16 protein-coding genes are annotated in these 17,360 nt (G+C 68.5%); 11 read left to right on the forward strand and 5 right to left on the reverse strand.

What is annotated here, in order from left to right; all coding sequences use genetic code 11:
• Positions 1-7 precede the first annotated feature (7 nt).
• Positions 8-1,006: a tryptophan--tRNA ligase gene (trpS, locus tag AAHA49_RS07975; protein ID WP_339393174.1), complete on the reverse strand. Its 999-nt coding sequence runs from the start codon at positions 1,004-1,006 to the stop codon at positions 8-10.
• 222 nt (positions 1,007-1,228) lie between these two features.
• Between trpS and AAHA49_RS07980 the strand changes: the two genes are divergently transcribed.
• The 4 genes from AAHA49_RS07980 to AAHA49_RS07995 are packed head-to-tail and all read left to right on the forward strand — an operon-like array spanning position 1,229 to position 4,445.
• Entirely contained in the window at positions 1,229-3,448 is a 2,220-nt protein-coding gene (locus AAHA49_RS07980; RefSeq protein WP_342037911.1) for a carbon starvation CstA family protein, read from the forward strand.
• Entirely contained in the window at positions 3,445-3,684 is a 240-nt protein-coding gene (locus AAHA49_RS07985; RefSeq protein WP_342037912.1) for a CstA-like transporter-associated (seleno)protein, read from the forward strand. Before AAHA49_RS07980 ends, AAHA49_RS07985 begins: the two co-directional genes overlap by 4 nt.
• 57 nt (positions 3,685-3,741) lie before the next feature.
• Positions 3,742-4,122 carry a DMT family transporter gene (locus AAHA49_RS07990; RefSeq protein ID WP_342037913.1) on the forward strand — a complete coding sequence of 127 codons (381 nt, stop codon included), beginning with the start codon at positions 3,742-3,744 and terminating at the stop codon, positions 4,120-4,122.
• Positions 4,122-4,445: a DMT family transporter gene (locus AAHA49_RS07995; protein ID WP_342037923.1), complete on the forward strand. Its 324-nt coding sequence runs from the start codon at positions 4,122-4,124 to the stop codon at positions 4,443-4,445. The genes AAHA49_RS07990 and AAHA49_RS07995 overlap by 1 nt, the downstream gene beginning before the upstream one ends.
• A 100-nt stretch (positions 4,446-4,545) precedes the next feature.
• Here the strand turns inward: AAHA49_RS07995 and AAHA49_RS08000 are convergent, their stop codons facing one another.
• A complete protein-coding gene (locus AAHA49_RS08000; protein ID WP_339393178.1) occupies positions 4,546-5,358 on the reverse strand; it encodes an exodeoxyribonuclease III in 813 nt (270 codons plus the stop codon).
• Between the two features lie 85 nt (positions 5,359-5,443).
• Between AAHA49_RS08000 and AAHA49_RS08005 the strand changes: the two genes are divergently transcribed.
• Positions 5,444-5,929: a GNAT family N-acetyltransferase gene (locus AAHA49_RS08005; RefSeq protein ID WP_339393179.1), complete on the forward strand. Its 486-nt coding sequence runs from the start codon at positions 5,444-5,446 to the stop codon at positions 5,927-5,929.
• Between the two features lie 63 nt (positions 5,930-5,992).
• Here AAHA49_RS08005 and AAHA49_RS08010 read toward each other — a convergent pair whose 3' ends face one another.
• On the reverse strand, positions 5,993-6,661 hold the full coding sequence (locus tag AAHA49_RS08010; protein ID WP_342037914.1) for a LysE family transporter: 669 nt from the start codon (positions 6,659-6,661) through the stop codon (positions 5,993-5,995).
• A gap of 72 nt (positions 6,662-6,733) precedes the next feature.
• On the opposite strand from AAHA49_RS08010, the gene AAHA49_RS08015 reads away from it, so the two are divergent.
• Positions 6,734-7,666, forward strand: coding sequence for a LysR substrate-binding domain-containing protein (locus AAHA49_RS08015; protein ID WP_342037915.1), 933 nt, complete (start codon positions 6,734-6,736; stop codon positions 7,664-7,666).
• Between the two features lie 57 nt (positions 7,667-7,723).
• On the opposite strand, the gene AAHA49_RS08020 is transcribed toward AAHA49_RS08015, so the two are convergent.
• Positions 7,724-8,605 (reverse strand): bifunctional methylenetetrahydrofolate dehydrogenase/methenyltetrahydrofolate cyclohydrolase, encoded by an 882-nt coding sequence (locus tag AAHA49_RS08020; RefSeq protein ID WP_342037916.1) that lies wholly within the window; start codon positions 8,603-8,605, stop codon positions 7,724-7,726.
• Positions 8,605-9,879 (reverse strand): serine hydroxymethyltransferase, encoded by a 1,275-nt coding sequence (gene glyA / locus AAHA49_RS08025; RefSeq protein WP_342037917.1) that lies wholly within the window; start codon positions 9,877-9,879, stop codon positions 8,605-8,607. The genes AAHA49_RS08020 and glyA overlap by 1 nt, the downstream gene beginning before the upstream one ends.
• Positions 9,880-10,038: 159 nt before the next feature.
• Between glyA and purU the strand changes: the two genes are divergently transcribed.
• From purU to putP, 5 genes are all read left to right on the forward strand, one after another.
• The gene (gene purU / locus AAHA49_RS08030; RefSeq protein ID WP_339393185.1) at positions 10,039-10,890 is read left to right on the forward strand and encodes a formyltetrahydrofolate deformylase; all 852 of its coding nucleotides are present in this window, start codon (positions 10,039-10,041) and stop codon (positions 10,888-10,890) included.
• Positions 10,891-10,975: 85 nt separating this feature from the next.
• The gene (locus tag AAHA49_RS08035; protein ID WP_339393186.1) at positions 10,976-12,637 is read left to right on the forward strand and encodes a phenylacetate--CoA ligase family protein; all 1,662 of its coding nucleotides are present in this window, start codon (positions 10,976-10,978) and stop codon (positions 12,635-12,637) included.
• Positions 12,624-13,046 (forward strand): hypothetical protein, encoded by a 423-nt coding sequence (locus AAHA49_RS08040; RefSeq protein WP_339393187.1) that lies wholly within the window; start codon positions 12,624-12,626, stop codon positions 13,044-13,046. Before AAHA49_RS08035 ends, AAHA49_RS08040 begins: the two co-directional genes overlap by 14 nt.
• Positions 13,043-15,385, forward strand: coding sequence for a nitroreductase family protein (locus AAHA49_RS08045; protein WP_339393188.1), 2,343 nt, complete (start codon positions 13,043-13,045; stop codon positions 15,383-15,385). Before AAHA49_RS08040 ends, AAHA49_RS08045 begins: the two co-directional genes overlap by 4 nt.
• A 143-nt stretch (positions 15,386-15,528) precedes the next feature.
• On the forward strand, positions 15,529-17,049 hold the full coding sequence (putP, locus tag AAHA49_RS08050; protein ID WP_339393189.1) for a sodium/proline symporter PutP: 1,521 nt from the start codon (positions 15,529-15,531) through the stop codon (positions 17,047-17,049).
• Positions 17,050-17,360: the final 311 nt, after the last annotated feature.

A 17,360-nucleotide genomic window follows, 5' to 3' on the forward strand; every position in this document is an offset into this window, starting at 1 on the left:
GCTCCTTTCAGATGAAACCGACCTTGTCATAGACTTCGCGCAGTGTCACCTCGGCGATGCCGTTCGCCTTCTCCGCGGCACGGTCGAGGATCGCCTGCAGCTGTGCCCGGTCCTCGAGGAGTTCGAGGGTGCGTTCGCGGATCGGGGCGAGCGTCTCGACGACCACCTCGGCGAGGTCGACCTTGAGGTGGCCGTACATCTTCCCCTCGTAGTCGGCGACGATGTCGTCGATGGGCCGCCCGGTCAGGGACGAGTAGACGGTGAGCAGGTTCGAGACCCCCGGCTTCTCCTCGGGGTCGTAGCGGATCTCCGTGCCGTCGTCGGTGACGGCGGACTTGATCTTCTTCGTCAGCGCCTTCGGTTCGTCGAGGAGGTCGATGCGTCCGGCCGGGCTGGGCAGGGACTTCGACATCTTCGCCTCGGGGTTCTGCAGGTCGTAGATCTTCGCCGTCGTCTTCAGGATCTGCGCTTCGGGGACGACGAAGGTCTGCCCGAACCGGTGGTTGAACCGCTCGGCGAGGTTGCGGGTGAGTTCGAGGTGCTGGCGCTGGTCCTCGCCGACGGGGACCATCTGCGGGTTGTAGAGGAGGATGTCGGCGGCCATGAGCGCCGGGTACGTGAGCAGGCCGAGGGAGACGTGGCCCTGTTTGGCCGACTTGTCCTTGAACTGCGTCATCCGGGTGGCCTCGCCCATCGAGGTCGTGCATTCGAGCACCCAGCTCAGGCGGGGGTGGGCGGGGACCTGCGACTGGACGAAGATCGTCGACTTCTCCGGGTCGAGTCCGGCGGCGATGAACTGGGCGGCGGTGCGCAGAGTGCGCTCCCGCAGCTCGTGCGGATCCTGCTCGACCGTGATCGCGTGCATGTTCGCGATGAAGTAGAACGCGTCGTGGGACTCCTGGTGCGTGACGAACTGCTGCAGCGCCCCGATGTAGTTGCCGAGATGGAGGGAATCCGAGGTGGCCTGGATTCCGGACACAGTGCGAGGCAGAGAAGTCGAGGTCATAGCTCAATGATGCCATCTTCGGCCCGCGGCCCGAGCCCGTGCAGCCATCGCGGCAAGGACCCTGGGCACGTGAGCTTGCGCACACCTCGGCGAGTATAGTTACGATGCAGAACACATGATTCGCCAAGGCTGCTCACATGTTGTGGGAGGTCAGACCGGCAGACGGGCACCGTCCCCGGGTCGGAGGGTCATCATCGCACCCAGCTCAACGAGGAGGACTCAGTGTCGGTCGAGTACGTGAGAACCGAAGAGGATCTGCCGCCCGTCGCGGTGGTGGAGCGGCCGCGCTGGACGCCGGCCAAGATCGTGCTGTGGGTGGCCATCGCCCTCATCGCCGGCGCCGGGTGGACGATGGTCGCCTTCGTCCGCGGCGAGCAGATGTCGGCGAGCTGGTTCGTCGCCGCCGCGGTCGGCAGCTACCTCATCGCCTTCCGCTTCTACGCGAAGTTCATCGAATGGAAGATCGCCCGCCCCGACCCGAGGCGGGCCACCCCGGCCGAGCTCAACGACAACGGCCGCGACTTCGCCCCGACGGATCGTCGGGTGCTCTTCGGTCACCACTTCGCGGCGATCTCCGGTGCCGGCCCGCTCGTCGGCCCGATCCTCGCCGCGCAGATGGGCTACCTGCCCGGCACCCTGTGGATCGTCTTCGGCGTCATCCTCGCCGGCGGCGTCCAGGACTACCTCGTGCTCTTCTTCTCGATGCGGCGCAACGGCCGGTCCCTGGGGCAGATGACCCGTGACGAGCTCGGCCGCACCGGCGGCATCATCGCCTCGATCGGCATCATCCTCATCATGGTCATCCTCATCGCCGTCCTCGGCGTCGTCATCATCAACGCGCTCGCCGAGAGCCCGTGGGGCGTCTTCTCGATCGCCATGACGATCCCGATCGCGATCTTCATGGGCGTCTACATGCGCTACCTGCGCCCCGGCAAGGTCGTCGAGACCTCGGTCATCGGCATCGTCCTCCTCGTCGCGGCGATCGTCGCCGGCGGCTGGGTCAACTCCTCGGCCTACTGGTCGGAGCTCTTCACCCTCGACAAGGTCACGCTCGCATGGTGCCTGATGATCTACGGCTTCCTCGCCGCGGTCCTGCCCGTGTGGGTGCTGCTCGCCCCGCGCGACTACCTCTCGACGTTCATGAAGATCGGCACCATCGTCCTCCTAGCCGTGGGCATCCTCATCGTCAACCCGACCGTGCAGATGCCGGCGTTCACCGAATTCGCCTTCAACACCGCAGGTCCGGCGTTCGCCGGTGCGCTCTTCCCGTTCCTCTTCATCACGATCGCCTGCGGTGCGCTCTCGGGCTTCCACGCGCTCATCTCCTCGGGCACGACCCCGAAGCTCATCGAGAAGGAGTCGCAGGCCCGCCTCATCGGCTACGGCGGCATGCTCATGGAGTCCTTCGTCGCGATCATGGCGCTCGTCGCAGCCATCTGCCTCGACAAGGGCCTCTACTTCGCGATGAACGCCGCCGAGCCGCTGACCGGAGGCACCGTCCAGGGAGCCGCGGACTTCATCAACAATTCCCTCGGTATGTCCGGGGTGCAGACCTCTCCGGAGTTCCTCCAGCAGGCGGCTGAGAACGTCGGCGAGGAGAGCATCGTCTCCCGCACCGGCGGCGCCCCGACGCTGGCGATGGGCATGGCCCAGATCCTCCACAGCGTCTTCGGGGGTCCCGCGTGGATGTCGTTCTGGTACCACTTCGCGGTGATGTTCGAAGCGCTCTTCATCCTCACGACGATCGACGCCGGCACCCGGGTCGCCCGCTTCATGCTCAGCGACGCCCTCGGCAACTTCTCCCAGCGCTTCCGCGATCCCTCGTGGACGCCCGGCGCATGGCTGACGACGGCGATCATGGTCGGTGCGTGGGGGTCGATCCTGCTCATGGGCGTCACCGATCCGCTCGGTGGCATCAACACCCTCTTCCCGCTCTTCGGCATCTCCAACCAGCTGCTCGCCGCGATCGCCCTGGCCGTGATCTTCGCGATCGTGTGCAAGATGGGCCTTGCCCGCTATGCGTGGATCCCCGGCATCCCCCTGGCCTGGGATCTCGTGGTGACGATGACGGCGTCGTGGCAGAAGATCTTCTCCTCCGACCCGAAGCTCGGCTACTGGGCCCAGCACTTCACCTACCGTGACGCCCTCGCCGCCGGGGAGACCTCGGTGGGCAACACACAGGGCGTCGAGGCGATGAGCGCGGTCGTGCGCAACACCTTCGTCCAGGGCACCCTGTCGATCATCTTCGCCGCCCTCGTCGCCATGGTCGTCATCATGGCGATGTGGAAGTCGATCGAAGCCATCCGCAAGGGCTCGATGCCCACGAGCGAGGAGCCGTTCACCGAGTCGAAGCTCTTCGCCCCGGCCGGTCTCATCGCCCGCAAGGCCGAGCGCGAGGTCCAGGCCCAGTGGGACGAGCGCTCAGGACCGAGGCGATCATGAGCGAGACCCTCGCACCGCTGTCCCGCCTGGTCAGGGATCCGTGGGGTTCCCTGCGCCGAGGCGGGGCCTGGTTGCTGTGGTATCTCAAGGAGATCATGGGCGAGAACGCCTACATCCACTATCTCGAGTCCTATGAGCGCCGCCACGGCACCACCGAGGGCGCGATGGGTGAGAAGGAGTTCTGGCGCGACCTCACCGACGAGCAGGACCGCAACCCGAAGGTCCGCTGCTGCTGAGACGCCCGCCGCTGAGACGGATTGCCGCCCCCTGCCCCCATCGTCGAAGATGGGGGCATGCGGACATGGGTGTTTCTGGCGGGGGCGATCCTCGCCGAGGTGACAGGGACGCTGTCGATGAAAGCGGCACTGACGCAGCCGTGGCTCTACGTGCTCATGGGACTCGGGTACGCGTGTGCGTTCGTCTTCCTCAGCCTCACCCTGAGATCCGGGATGCCGCTCGGCATCGCCTACGGCATCTGGGGTGCGGCCGGGGTCGCGCTCACCGCCGCCGCCTCGGCGGTGCTCTTCGGTGAGACGATCACCCCGGTCATGACCGTCGGGATCGCAGCGATCATGGCCGGGGTCGTCCTCGTCGAGCTCGGCCACCGCAGCAGCGGGAAGGACACGGCCGCGCAGATCGAGCTGCCGCCTCGGCGGGAGGAGGGTGAGGCATGATCGGCTGGCTCCTCCTCATCGGCGCGATCCTCCTCGAGGTCGCAGCGACCATCTGCCTGCGCATGGCCTCCGTCGGGGGCTCGAAGAAGTGGTACGCGGGTGTCGCGGGCGGCTACATCGTCTCCTTCAGCCTGCTCAGCCTCACCCTGCGCACCGGCTTCCCGCTCGGGGTGGCCTACGGGATCTGGGCGGCCACCGGGGTGGCGCTCACCGCGCTCGCCGGGCGGGTCCTCTTCCGGGAGCGGCTGACCCGCACGATGGTCGCAGGCATCGCGCTCATCATCGCAGGCGTCCTCCTCATCGAACTCGGCGCCGCGCACTGAGGCGCTGTGCGCCGAGGCCCGGTGCTCCGAAGCCCCGAGCACCGGGGCACTGCGCTGAGACGCCGCGCACGTCGGGTGCACTGCCGGGTCGCCTGCGGCCTCACTGCGGGGCGGGGACCTCGTAGTCGATGACGAGCGGGGCATGGTCCGACCAGCGTTCGCCCCAGCTGGCCGCGCGGTCGACGCTCGCGGCCGTGGCCGCCGCGGCGAAAGCAGGTGTGGCCATCTGGTAGTCGATGCGCCACCCGGCGTCGTTGTCGAAGGCCTGCCCGCGCATCGACCACCACGTGTACGGTCCGTCGACGTCGCCGGCGAGCTGCCGGTGGACGTCGACGTAGCCGACCTCGCCGAAGAACCGGTCGAAGTACGCCCGCTCCTCGGGCAGGAAGCCGGCCTTCTTCCGGTTCGCCTTCCAGTTCTTCAGGTCGCGTTCGGTGTGGCAGACGTTGAGGTCGCCGGTGATGAGGACATGGTCGGAGGTCTCCGCGAGCTGCGGCATGCGTTCGATCATCCGGTCGAGGAACCGGTACTTGTCATCCTGCTTCGGAGTGCCCGCCTCGCCCGAGTGGACGTACGCGGAGACGAGCGTGAGCACGCTGTCGTCGCCGAGGCGGAAGTCCGTCTCGAGCCACCGGCCCGCCCGGTCGAAGTAGCCGTCGTCGCCGATGCCCTCACGGCTCGCCACCGGCTGCGCCTTGGCCATGACGGCGACCCCGGCCCGACCCTTCGCCTCGGCGTCGTGGCTGATCGTCGTGTACCCGGCGCCCTCGAGGACACCGAGCGCGATGTCGTTGGCGGCCCTGACCTCCTGGAGGGTGATGAAGTCGGGCGCAGAGGCATCGACCCAGGTGGGCATCCCCTTTCGCCATGCTGCGCGGACTCCGTTGACGTTGACTGAGGCTATGCGGATCATGTCCACTATCATGGCAGAGCGAAGTACTCTTCCGCGCCTGAGCGTTATAGAGTGAGAGCAAGAACGAAGCACCTGAGGAGGCGCAATGGCTGATGAGAAATTCGACCTGGAAGAGCTGAGCATCAGTCCGCTCGACGAGGTCGACGCCCGGGAGATGCGCGAGTTCCTGCTCAGTGCACAGGAGAACTTCTGGGGAGACCGCGACCTGCGCGCCGACCACGACGCGTACTGGTTCCGCCAGTTCGTCGCCTCCGGCCTCGTCGCCCGCTTCCGCTCGGACATCGTCGGCTACCTGCTCGGCGAGATCCCGGCGCAGGGCCCCGCCTACATCCACCTCGTCGCGGCCCGCTCGGACTTCCGTCACCTCGGCATCGGCCGTGAGCTCTACCGCGACTTCATCGACCACGTCCGCAAGCTCGGCGGCGACTCCGTGCAGGCGACGACGATGCCGGAGCAGACCGGGGCGATCTCGTTCCACTCGTCGATGGGCTTCAGCGGCGAGCTCGTCGAGGACTACGCCGGTCCCGGCAACCCCCGCGTGTTCTTCGAACTCAAGCTCGACCAGGACTGAGCCTCCCGGCTCCGACCCGACGACGGCCCGGTCACCTCCCGGTGACCGGGCCGTCGTCGTCGCTCACACCGAGGCGAGCAGACGCAGCGCCAGAGCAGTGATGATCACCGCGGAGACGATCGCTGTGATGCGGCGCCCCTGCCCGGACAGGAGCCTCCGCCCGGCGCTGCGGCCGATGATCACGAGCACGCAGTGCCATGAGACCGAGGCGAGGACGATGCCGGCGAGGAGCGCGACGGCTTCGGATCCCGTGCCCGCGTCGAGCAATCCTCCGGAGACGACGACCGAGGCGAAGTAGAGCAGCGGCCACGGGTTGAGCGCGGTGAGCGAGAAGAAGAGGAGTGCCTCCCGCCAGAGGAGGGGCTGCCGGGATGCGGACTCCGGCGCCGCCTCGGCGTGATCCTCTCCCCGCCGGTGGCTGGCGCCGGTCCCCGGTCTCGGTGCTCGACCGAAGGCGTCGATCGCGATGCGAGCGGCCATGACGAGGAGGACACCGGCACCGACGACGGTGACCGCCTCCTGCCACGGTGCGATGACACGGGCGGCGGCCGCTCCGCCGAGGACCGCGGCCACGGCGTAGAGCGCATCGGCGCTCACGGCCCCGAGGACCGCTGCGAGTCCGCGCCCCGGCGTCGAGGTCGCGCTGCGGTGGATGAGAAGGACGGCGACGGCACCGACGGGAATCGCCAGTCCGTAGCCGGCCCAGAGTCCGAGTCCGAATGCCTGCCACATACGGTCACGATGACGCACCCGAACCGTTCGCGTCTATCGAAGAATTCCGAAGTCATTGTGTAGTGTTCGACTATGATCGATCCGCGTCTGCGCACCCTCCGAGCCGTCCGCGAGGCCGGGACCGTAACTGCCGCCGCGGCCGTCCTCCATATAACCCCGTCGACGGTGTCCCAGCATCTCAAGCAGCTCTCCCGCCTCGTCGGCGCCGAACTCGTCGAACCCGTCGGCCGCAACGTCCGTCTCACCGAGGCCGCAGAGATCGTCCTCTCCCACACCGAGGCGCTCGATGCCGAGTGGGAGCGCACGCTCTCAGACCTCGCGGCCCTGCGAGAGGACGAGGGCGCGCGGCTGCACATCTCCGGGGTCGCCTCGGCGATCGTCTCCCTCATCTGCCCCGCCGTCGACCGACTCCGCGACCAGTCTCCGCGGGTCACCGTGGAGATCGGCGAGAACGCGGCCCGGGACCGATTCCGGATGCTCGCGGACGCGGAGACCGACATCGTCGTGACCGTCACGGGCTCTCACCCGCTCGCGGCGGCAGAGGAGCCGATCGGCGAGGCGCACGACCTCCTCGTCGATCCGCTCGACGTCCTCGTCGGCGCCGACTACCCCCTTGCCCGGGCGATGTCCGTCGGCCTCGCGGAGCTTGCCGAGGAGACGTGGATCGGGGCCGGTGACATCCGGGACCAGCAGGTGGTGTTCGCCGAGCTCTGCGCGCAGGCGGGCTTCCGCCCGCGAGTGCGCCATGACGCCCTCGACTGGTCGGCGGTCGCGGCGCTCGTCGCCGGCGGCCACGGCATCGCCCTGTTCCCACGCACCGTTGCACTGCCTGCCGGCGCCGCCGTGTCGAGGGTCCCGGTGACGTGGCCCGACTCCCCTGCCGTGCCCCATCGCCTGCTGCGCGCCTACGTCCGCCGCGGCAGCGCCGACCATCCCGTCATCGCCGCCGGACTCGCGGCCCTGCAGGAGCAGGGCAGGATCCTCACCGGCGCGATGACGGACTGACCGACGACCGTGGCCCAGCCAGTGTGACCGGGCCGTCTGGCGCTGCGATTCAGTGCGTCATTGCGCGGAGCGCTCGGCCATGTCGACGACGTTCTTGAGCAGCAGGGCGCGGGTCATCGGACCCACCCCGCCGGGGTTGGGTGAGATCCAGGCGGCCACCTCGGCGACACCGGGATCGACGTCGCCGACGATCCTCGACTTCCCCGTCTCCGGGTCCTCCTCCCGGGAGACGCCGACGTCGAGGACGATCGCACCCGGTTTGACGTCCTCGGGCCGGACGATGCGCGGGGCACCTGCGGCGGCGACGATGACATCGGCTTGGCGCAGCAGCTCGGGCAGGTTCGTCGTGCCCGTGTGGGTGAGGGTGACCGTCGCGTTGTACTCCCGGCGCGTGAGCAGGGAGCCGATCGACCGCCCCACGGTGACCCCTCGGCCGATGACGACGACATGCTTGCCGTCCAGCTCGATGCCGTTGCGCAGCATGAGCTCGATGACCCCGCGCGGGGTGCACGGCAGGGGCGTCGTGATCGGTCGGTTGACGTTGAGCATGAGCCGACCGAGGTTCGTCGGGTGGAGGCCGTCGGCGTCCTTGGCCGGGTCGATCCGCTCGAGGATCGCATCGGTGTCGATGTGCTTCGGCAGCGGCAGCTGCACGATGTAGCCGGTGCACGCATCGTCGGCGTTGAGCTCATCGATGACCTCTTCGAGCTCGTCCTGCGTCACCGATTCGGGCAGGTCGCGGCGGATCGACTCGATCCCCACCTCGGCGCAGTCGCGGTGCTTGCCGGCGACGTACCACTTCGAACCCGGATCGTCACCGACGAGGACCGTGCCGAGGCCCGGCACGATCCCCCGGGAGGCGAGATCGGCCACCTGGGCTCGCATCTCGTCCTTCATCGCCGCAGCCGCAGCCCGGCCGTCGAGGATCTGTGCGCTCATCAGTACTGCTCCAGCCCTTCGTAGAGCGGGAAGTCGTCGCTGAGCTTCTTCACCCGAGCGGCGAGCGCGTCGACGTTCGCCCCGGGCTTGAGCGCCTCGGCGATGACGTCGGCGACCTCGGTGAACTCGGCGTCGCCGAAGCCGCGGGTCGCGAGCGCCGGGGTGCCGATGCGCAGTCCCGAGGTGACCATGGGCGGGCGCGGGTCGAAGGGCACGGCGTTGCGGTTGACGGTGATGCCGACCTCGTGGAGGAGGTCCTCGGCCTGCTGCCCGTCGAGCGTGGAGTTGCGCAGGTCGACGAGGACGAGGTGGACGTCGGTGCCGCCGGTGAGCACGGTGGCTCCCGCCTCGGCGACATCGGCTTCGAGGAGACGGTCGGCGAGGATCTGCGCACCGCGCAGGGTGCGCTCCTGACGGTCCTTGAACTCGGCGGTGGCCGCGAGCTTGAACGCCACGGCCTTCGCGGCGATGACATGCATGAGCGGGCCTCCCTGCTGACCGGGGAAGACCGCGGAGTTGAGCTTCTTCGCGTACTCCTCCTTGCCGAGGATGAAGCCCGACCGGGGTCCGCCGATCGTCTTGTGCACCGTCGAGGAGACGACATCGGCGAACGGGACCGGGTTGGGGTGGAGGCCGGCGGCGACGAGACCGGCGAAGTGGGCCATGTCGACCCACAGCTTCGCTCCGACCTCGTCGGCGATCTCGCGGAACGCCTGGAAGTCGAGCTGACGCGGGTAGGCCGACCAGCCGGCGACGATGACCTCGGGACGGTGCGTCAGCGCCCGCTCACGCACCTGATCCATGTCGATGCGGTACGAATCAGGGTCCACCTCGTAGGAGGCGACGTCGTAGAGACGGCCGGAGAAGTTGATCTTCATCCCGTGGGTGAGGTGACCGCCGTGGGCGAGCGAGAGCCCGAGCATCTTGTCCCCGGCGCGGGCGAGCGCATGCATGACCGCGGCATTGGCCGAGGCGCCCGAGTGCGGCTGGACGTTCGCGTACTCGGCGCCGAAGAGGCTCTTGGCCCGGTCGATCGCCAGGTTCTCGGCGATGTCGACGAACTCGCAGCCGCCGTAGTAGCGCTTGCCCGGGTACCCTTCCGCGTACTTGTTCGTCAGCACCGACCCCTGCGCTTCGAGGACCGCACGGGGAACGAAGTTCTCCGAGGCGATCATCTCCAGCGTCGAACGCTGCCTGCCCAACTCGAGGTCGAGGACTTCGGCGATCTGCGGGTCGATGTCTGCAAGCGAAGCCTGCAGCGAGGTGTCGGACATGTGCACTCCTGTGGCGTCGAGGACCGGCGGCGCGGATCCAGCCCACGCGCATTCCGAGGCAATGCTAACAGCGTTGTCCAGGGTCGAGGCAGGCCGCCCGCCTGCCGGATCCCGGACACCGGTGGGGCGCTGCGGGCCCACCCCGCTAGGATCGCGGTCATGACCCGAGACTGGATACTGTCAGTGACCTGCCCCGATGCGACCGGAATCGTCTACGCCGTGACCGGCGCGCTGGCCGGGATCGGGGCGAACATCACCGGATCCCAGCAGTTCTCCTCGCCCGATTCGCACCAGTTCTTCCTCCGCCTCGAACTCACCGCCCCGGATTCGGTGGGCCCGGACGACCTCGGCTCCTCCCTCGCCGAGGCGGTCGACCGGTTCGCCATCGAGCTGCGCCTCCAGCCCGCTGAGTCCCGCACACGCACCCTCGTCCTCGTCTCGACGGCCGCGCACTGCCTCAACACGCTGCTCTTCCAGCAGAGCACCGGCCGCCTGCCCATCGACATCGTCGGGGTGGCGGGCAACCACGAGGTGTTGCGGCCGCTCGCGGAGTTCCACGGCCACGACTTCCACCACATCCCCATCACCCCGGAGACGAAGGAGACCGCCGAGGCGCAGCTGCGTTCGCTGGTCACCGACTTGGACGTCGAGCTCATCGTCCTCGCCCGCTACATGCAGATCCTCTCCCCCGACCTCTGCGCGGCCCTCGAAGGTCGGGTCATCAACATCCACCATTCGTTCCTCCCGAGCTTCAAGGGCGCCCGCCCTTACCATCAGGCCCACGCCCGGGGTGTGAAGATCATCGGAGCCACCGCCCACTACGTCACCTCCGACCTCGACGAGGGTCCGATCATCGAACAGGACACGATCCGGGTCGATCACAACCACAGCACCGCCGACTACGTCGCCCAAGGACAGGACGTCGAGGCCGCGGTGCTCGCCCGGGCCGTGCGCTGGCACGCCGAGGGCCGGGTCCTCATGGACGGCCACCGCACGGTCGTCTTCGACTGACAACCACCTCGGCGCTCTGATGCGGTTCTGGCACAAAACCCGCAGAACTCTCACGCCCGGGCCGAGGCTGGGCTACTGTCGCACTATGAGTGAGACTCAGCCCACAGGCCTGCGCCGCCTGCCGATCCCGCGCGGACCCATCAACCTCGCCCGGCAGGCGCTGCTGCGCACCGCGAACCTCGGGCTCACCGCCGCCTACGGCACCTACCGGATGCACCCGGCGATCTGGCGCTTCACGGCCCGCCGCTACTCACCGAAGCTCGAACCCTTCGCCCGGCTGAACGCGTGGATGATCTGCCAGCAGGCCTCCCTCGACGTCCCCGCCTACCAGGACTACCTCGCCCGCACCGGCTACACGTTCACGTGGTGGGACTTGGAGGCGTACACGCCGACGTCGAAGGACGACTTCGTCCGGAAGTACTCGGAGGAGCACCGCTGCTGGGGCGGGCGGATCGACCGCGTCGGCACGGTCGTCGACGAATCCTCGGGCTCCTCGGGCACCCCGTTCAACTGGATGCGCTCGAAGCGGGAGCTCGACACCGTCCACAAGAACGTCGCCGGCTACGTGACGATGCTCTTCGGCGACGCCGACCTCTTCTGCATCAACGCCTTCTCGATGGGCGCATGGGCGACGGGGACGAACACGGGCCTGGCGATGGCGAAGGTCGCGATGGTCAAGAACACCGGACCCGACCTCGAGAAGATCCTCGACACGATGCGTCATTTCGGACCCGGCCACACGTACCTCATCAGCGCCTATCCCCCGTTCCTCAAACACCTCGTCGACCGCATGGACTCAGAGCCCGGGGTGTGGGACGACTACCGGCTCAACGGCTTCGTCGGCGGGGAGGCGATGACGGAGGGTCTGCGCGACTACCTCGAGCAGCGCTTCGACCGGGTCTACTCCGGCTACGGAGCCTCCGACCTGACGATCGGCATGGCCGGGGAGTCCGACCTCTCCGTCGTCATCCGCCGGGCGCTCGCTCATGATCTCGACTTCCGCGCCGAGGTGCTCGGACCCGACGAGTCCCGTGTGCCCATGGTCTTCCAGTACAACCCGCTCGAGACGTACCTCGAGACGACCGAGGACGGCGAGCTCGTCGCGACGATCAACTCGGCCGCGGTGATGAGCCCCCGGCTGCGCTACAACATCGGCGACGAGGCGAAGCTCATCGACTTCCCGACGATGGTCGGCCTCACCCGCCGGCATCCGGAGCTGGCCCGCGAGTGCTCCCGGGCGTTCGCCGGCAACGGGATGAAGCTGCCCTTCGTCCTCCTCTTCGGACGCGCCGATTCGACGATCTCGTACATGGGCGCGAACATCTACCCCCTCGACATCGAGAACGGCCTCTACCGGGACAACCCGCGCGCCCACCTCATCGAGTCCTTCCGGATCGAGCTGCGCGAACTCCCCGACCACGAGCACCGGCCGGCCCTGCACATCCAGCTGCGCGAGACCGCGCCGGCGCTCGACGACGCCGACCGGGCCGAGCTCGCCGAGACGATCCGGGCCGGGGTGCTCGGCCACCTCGCCTCGGTCTCGCGTGACTTCGCGCAGAGCATGAAGGAGGATCCGACGACCGCGGAACTCGAGATCGAAGTCCACGACTTCGGGACCGGGCCCTTCGCCGAGGCGTCGACGAAGATCAAGAACGTCTACCTCCAGACCAGACCCGCCGCACCGTCAGAGACCGCCGCACCGTCGGATCCCGCCGCATCGAAAGAGGAGACCCATGCGATCGAATGACTTCTCACTCGCCCCGCCGCAGGCTCAGGCCGGCGCGTACTTCCTCGGCGCCAACCGCTACCGGTCTCCCCTCCACATGCTCGGCCAGCTGCGCCGCTGGCCGCCGCTGGCCAAGGCGCTGCGCCGGGCACCCGGATACCTGTGGCATCGCAGCTACTTTGAGTTCCCCGACCGGATCGGCCTCTTCGTCGCCTTCGCCACCCGCGACGACCTCATGCGCTTCGCCCGCACCCCCGAACACGTGACGATCATGCGCTGGCTCATTGGTGACGGTGAGTCCTCCCCGGCCCGCGGCGGGTTCATCCGCATCCTCACCGCCGACGAGTGGGGATACACGAACGGCGAGTTCCGCGCCGAGGACGGCCGGCTGGGCATGATCGAGAACTTCACCCCGACGAGCGAGGAGTGAGCGGGCAGGAGGCGCGTCCCGAGGATCCGACCTCCCGGGCGCGCCTGAGGACTTACCGGGTCACGACGAAGCCCGAACTGCGTGACTTCATCCGCCTCACCGCCCGCATCGCAGACCTCCGCGGGGAGTCCGACCAGGTCGTTCCCCTCTTCGCCTCCGACATCGCCGACTGGTCCTCGGGGTCCGGCTGGTTCGCCGAGGAGGTCGAACTCTGGCTCCTCACCGACGACTCCGGTGCGGCCGTGGGCCGGGTGATGTGCCACCGTTCGCGTCTCCTCGCCGAGCGGCTGTGCGACGGTCCGGGAGCGCAGGCACCGCAGACTCTCTTCTTCGGTGCTCTCGAAGCCCTCGACGGCTCTGTGCTCGAGGAGATCATCGCCCTCATCCTCTCCCGGGCCCAAGCGCTCGGCGCCACCCGGGTCTTCGGTCCGGTCTCCCCTCTGCCCAATGTCACCGGCGGCCTCGTCACGGCGGGCTTCGAGCACCCCGGGTTCTTCGACACTGCGTGGAACCCGGCGTTCGTCGCCAGCGGCTTCGCCGACGCCGGCTTCTCACCGTGGGGTCCGGCGCAGACGTGGGAGGTGCGCGTCGACCGGATCCCCCACGCCCGCGCGACCGCGGTCAGCCCTGCCGAATGGGCCGAACGGGGTCTGCGCCGCCGTCCCGTGTCCCGGCTGCGCATGCGGGCCTTCGCCGCCCGTCTGCTGCCGACGCTCAACTCCTCCTTCGCCGCCCTGCCCTACTTCACGCAGATCTCCCCCGCGCAGCTGCACGCGCAGATGGCAGGACTCTCGGCACTGGCCGATCCGTCCCTCATCGTCGACGTCGTCGGCGCCGATGAGGACGACGACGCTCCCACCCGCTGCTTCGCCCTCGTCATCCCCGATCCCGTGCCGGTGCTGCGCCGTCACGGCGGCCGCCTCGGGCCTGCGGCGATCGGGGATCTCCTGCGCCACCGGTCACGGCTGCGCGACGCGGTGCTCATCATCCAGGGCACGGAGCCGCGCTTCCAAGGCCAGGGTCTGCTCTCGCTGGTCACCCGCGAGGTGTACTCGGCGCTCGCGGCGGGAGGCTACCGGCGGCTGCGGGTGACGTTCATCGCCGAGGACAACCCAGCCTCGGCTGCGGTCTTCTCAAAGGCCGGGGGCACACCGCTGCACGGATTGTGCTTCCTCGACCGCCGCCTCGGCGAGGACGAGCCCGCGCCCGCCCAGACGACGGCAGGTGCTCCGGTGGCGCGAACGACGGCAGGTGGTCCGGTGGCACAGGCCTCACCGGTGACCGTCGACACCGAGCGCCTCGCCTCCCTTTTCCGAACGGCTGGGCGGGCGCCCTCGGCCCACAACACTCAGCCGTGGGTGCCCACTGTCACCGTGATCGCCGAGGATGCCGCCCGCGCCGAGGTGGTCCTCACCGTCGACCCCGACCGCACCCTGCCCGTCGGCGACCCACGGTCCGAGGACCTCCACCTCTCGCTCGGCTGCTGGGTCGAGGCGCTCTCGATCGCCGCCGCCGAGGAGGGACTGACCGTCGAGGTCGCTGCCGTCGACGGCTGGGGGCCGGATCTCCGGGTCGGACTGCACGTGGGCCGACTGGAGGCGGGCCGAGGTTCACCCGGGCAGCCTCAGTTCACGGTCGCCGATCTCGAGCACCGGCAGGTCGACCGCGGGCCGCTGGCCCGAGACGAGACCGCGTTCGCCGACGCTCTGAAGACGGCGAACACGGCACTCGCGGCCTCCGGTGCCCGACTCGTCGAGATCCCCGACGGCAGGTGGACAGGGCTGCTCCGGGCGGCCGAGCACTGGTCGCTGTCGACCGCGCCGGTCTTCGCCGAGACTCTGGACTGGCTGCGCTTCGACCCGGCCGATCCTGCCTATCGGGAGGACGGCCTCAATGCCGAATGCCTGCGGATCCCTCCCGCGGCGGCTCGTGCTGCCGCCCTGCTCAACCGCAGACGTCTGCGACCCGGCATCGCCCGAGTGCTCTCGGCGGCACTGGCACCGGCAGGATGGCTGCACCGCATGCGACCGGGCCCCGACACTGCTGACGCGGACCTGCCCACCGGGGCGCCACACCATCTCGTCCTCGCCGTCACCGAGACCGGGGAGCCCGACGCCGCCCGTGAACTCGACCTCGGTCGCGCACTGCTGCGCACGTGGCTGCTGCTCGATCGGGCAGGTCTGCGTGTCGACGTCCATTCGGAGATCAAGGACTGCCCGGACACGCACGCGCTCCTCCGCGACCACCTCGGCGAGGGTGAGCATCGGCGTCCGCTTGCGACGTTCTCGGTGGGTCGGTCGACGACACGGGTGCCCCGCTCACCTCGGCGGAGGACCTGAGGCCGATCACCGGACCGAGGTCACCCGCTATACGGCACGATCGTGACTTCATTCCAGTGTTCTAACGGTTCTCCCAAGGTATTCACACCTTGCGCTTGCTTTACTGTAAAGTCTCCGGTGCTGATCAAAGGAGACGAAACATCATGTCGGAGACAACGTTCCGCACCATCGCCATCATCCTCTACTTCGCGGGGATGCTCGCGATCGGCTGGTTCGCGTACCGGAAGACCAAGGACAACCTCGACGATTACATGCTCGCGGGCCGCGGTCTGCGACCGAGCGTCGCAGCGCTGAGCGCCGGCGCCTCCGACATGTCGGGCTGGCTGCTCATGGGCCTGCCCGGCGCCATCTACCTCTCCGGCCTCGTCGAGGCGTGGATCGCGATCGGTCTGACCGTCGGGGCCTGGGTGAACTGGAAGTTCGTCGCCCCCCGGCTGCGCGCGTTCACGGAGACCGCGGGTGACTCGATCACCATCCCCAGCTTCTTCGAACAGCGTCTCCAGGACCGCACGCATCTGCTGCGCATCGTCTGCGGGCTCATCATCCTCGTGTTCTTCACCTTCTACGTCTCCTCCGGCATGGTCGCGGCCGGCAAGTTCTTCGAGTCGAGCTTCGGCCTCAACTACCTCGCGGGCATGCTCATCGTCGCAGCGATCACCATGGTCTACACGCTCTTCGGCGGCTTCCTCGGCGCGACCCTGACCGACGTCGCGCAGGGTCTGCTCATGTTCGCCGCCCTCATCGCTGTGCCCATCGTCGCCGTCATCAACGCCGGGGGCCCGGCCGAGGTCATCGCCAACGTCCGCGACATCGACCCGAGCCTGCTCAGCCTCTTCGGCTCCGGTCCGTTCTGGGCCGGCGGCACCTACCTCGCGGTCATCTCCTCGCTCGCGTGGGGGCTCGGCTACTTCGGTCAGCCCCACATCATCGTCCGCTTCATGGCGCTGCGCACCCCGGCCGACGCCACCGTCGCCAGGCGCATCGGCGTGGGCTGGATGGCGATCTCGGCGGCCGGCGCGATCGCCACGGCCATCGTCGGCATCTCGTACTTCTCCCAGCACAAGGATCAGGCGCCCACGGACCCGGAGACGGTCTTCCTCGACCTCGCGCAGATCCTCTTCCACCCCTTCATCGCCGGTCTCGTGCTCGCCGCGGTGCTCGCCGCGATCATGTCGACGATCTCCTCGCAGCTCGTCGTCACCTCCTCGGCGCTCGTCGAGGACCTCTTCAAGATCGTCGCGAAGCGGGCCGGGTCGACGCGGACGCTCGCGGACAAGACCTATGTGCTCCTCGGCCGCCTCGGCGTCCTCGTCGTCGCCGTCATCGCGGTGCTGCTCGCGGTCTCGCCGTCGAACAGCATCCTCGACCTCGTCGCCTTCGCGTGGGCGGGCTTCGGCGCCTCGTTCGGACCGATCGTCCTGCTCACCCTGTTCTGGAAGAAGCTGACGAACTGGGGCGCGCTCTTCGGGCTGATCTCCGGCGCCGTCGTCGCCTTCGTGTGGGGTCAGCTCAACACGCAGCTGACCGATTCGATCTACGAGATCATCCCCGGCTTCGCGATCAACCTCATCGTCGCGATCGTCGTCAGCCTCGCCACCTACAAGCCGAACCCGGAGATCGACGCCGAGTTCGACGAAGGCGTGGAGCTCTCGAAGGTCAGGTGATCACCTCGGCGCTCCCGAACTGATCGGCCCGCCTCCCCCTCACCGGGGTGGCGGGCCGCTTCTCTTCCCGACCCCGCGGAAACCGAGTACGGCGCGGTTCGGCGAACCCGCGGAAACCGGGCCACGCGTGGATCGAGTACGGTCTGGAGGAGCCCCTTTCGCTCGATCCACAGCTGCACGGAAATCCGCGTCCCGGGCGACGCGGAATTCAAGCCTCGCGTGGATCGAGTACAGCGCGGTTCGTCGAACCCGCGGAAACCCAGCCCCGCGTGGATCAAGCCCGGCCATGCGTGGAACGGACGACGTCTCGC

Source organism: Brevibacterium ammoniilyticum (assembly GCF_038429965.1).
GTDB lineage: Bacteria > Actinomycetota > Actinomycetes > Actinomycetales > Brevibacteriaceae > Brevibacterium > Brevibacterium ammoniilyticum.

Excerpts from the sequence above, each read along its gene's own strand:
- trpS (WP_339393174.1), bottom strand. The coding sequence starts at position 1,006 with ATGACCTCGACTTCTCTGCCTCGCACTGTGTCCGGAATCCAGGCCACC.
- AAHA49_RS07985 (WP_342037912.1), top strand. The coding sequence starts at position 3,445 with ATGAGCGAGACCCTCGCACCGCTGTCCCGCCTGGTCAGGGATCCGTGG.
- AAHA49_RS07990 (WP_342037913.1), top strand. The coding sequence starts at position 3,742 with ATGCGGACATGGGTGTTTCTGGCGGGGGCGATCCTCGCCGAGGTGACA.
- AAHA49_RS08000 (WP_339393178.1), bottom strand. The coding sequence starts at position 5,358 with ATGATCCGCATAGCCTCAGTCAACGTCAACGGAGTCCGCGCAGCATGG.
- AAHA49_RS08005 (WP_339393179.1), top strand. The coding sequence starts at position 5,444 with ATGGCTGATGAGAAATTCGACCTGGAAGAGCTGAGCATCAGTCCGCTC.
- AAHA49_RS08010 (WP_342037914.1), bottom strand. The coding sequence starts at position 6,661 with ATGTGGCAGGCATTCGGACTCGGACTCTGGGCCGGCTACGGACTGGCG.
- AAHA49_RS08015 (WP_342037915.1), top strand. The coding sequence starts at position 6,734 with ATGATCGATCCGCGTCTGCGCACCCTCCGAGCCGTCCGCGAGGCCGGG.
- AAHA49_RS08020 (WP_342037916.1), bottom strand. The coding sequence starts at position 8,605 with ATGAGCGCACAGATCCTCGACGGCCGGGCTGCGGCTGCGGCGATGAAG.
- glyA (WP_342037917.1), bottom strand. The coding sequence starts at position 9,879 with ATGTCCGACACCTCGCTGCAGGCTTCGCTTGCAGACATCGACCCGCAG.
- purU (WP_339393185.1), top strand. The coding sequence starts at position 10,039 with ATGACCCGAGACTGGATACTGTCAGTGACCTGCCCCGATGCGACCGGA.
- AAHA49_RS08035 (WP_339393186.1), top strand. The coding sequence starts at position 10,976 with ATGAGTGAGACTCAGCCCACAGGCCTGCGCCGCCTGCCGATCCCGCGC.
- AAHA49_RS08040 (WP_339393187.1), top strand. The coding sequence starts at position 12,624 with ATGCGATCGAATGACTTCTCACTCGCCCCGCCGCAGGCTCAGGCCGGC.
- putP (WP_339393189.1), top strand. The coding sequence starts at position 15,529 with ATGTCGGAGACAACGTTCCGCACCATCGCCATCATCCTCTACTTCGCG.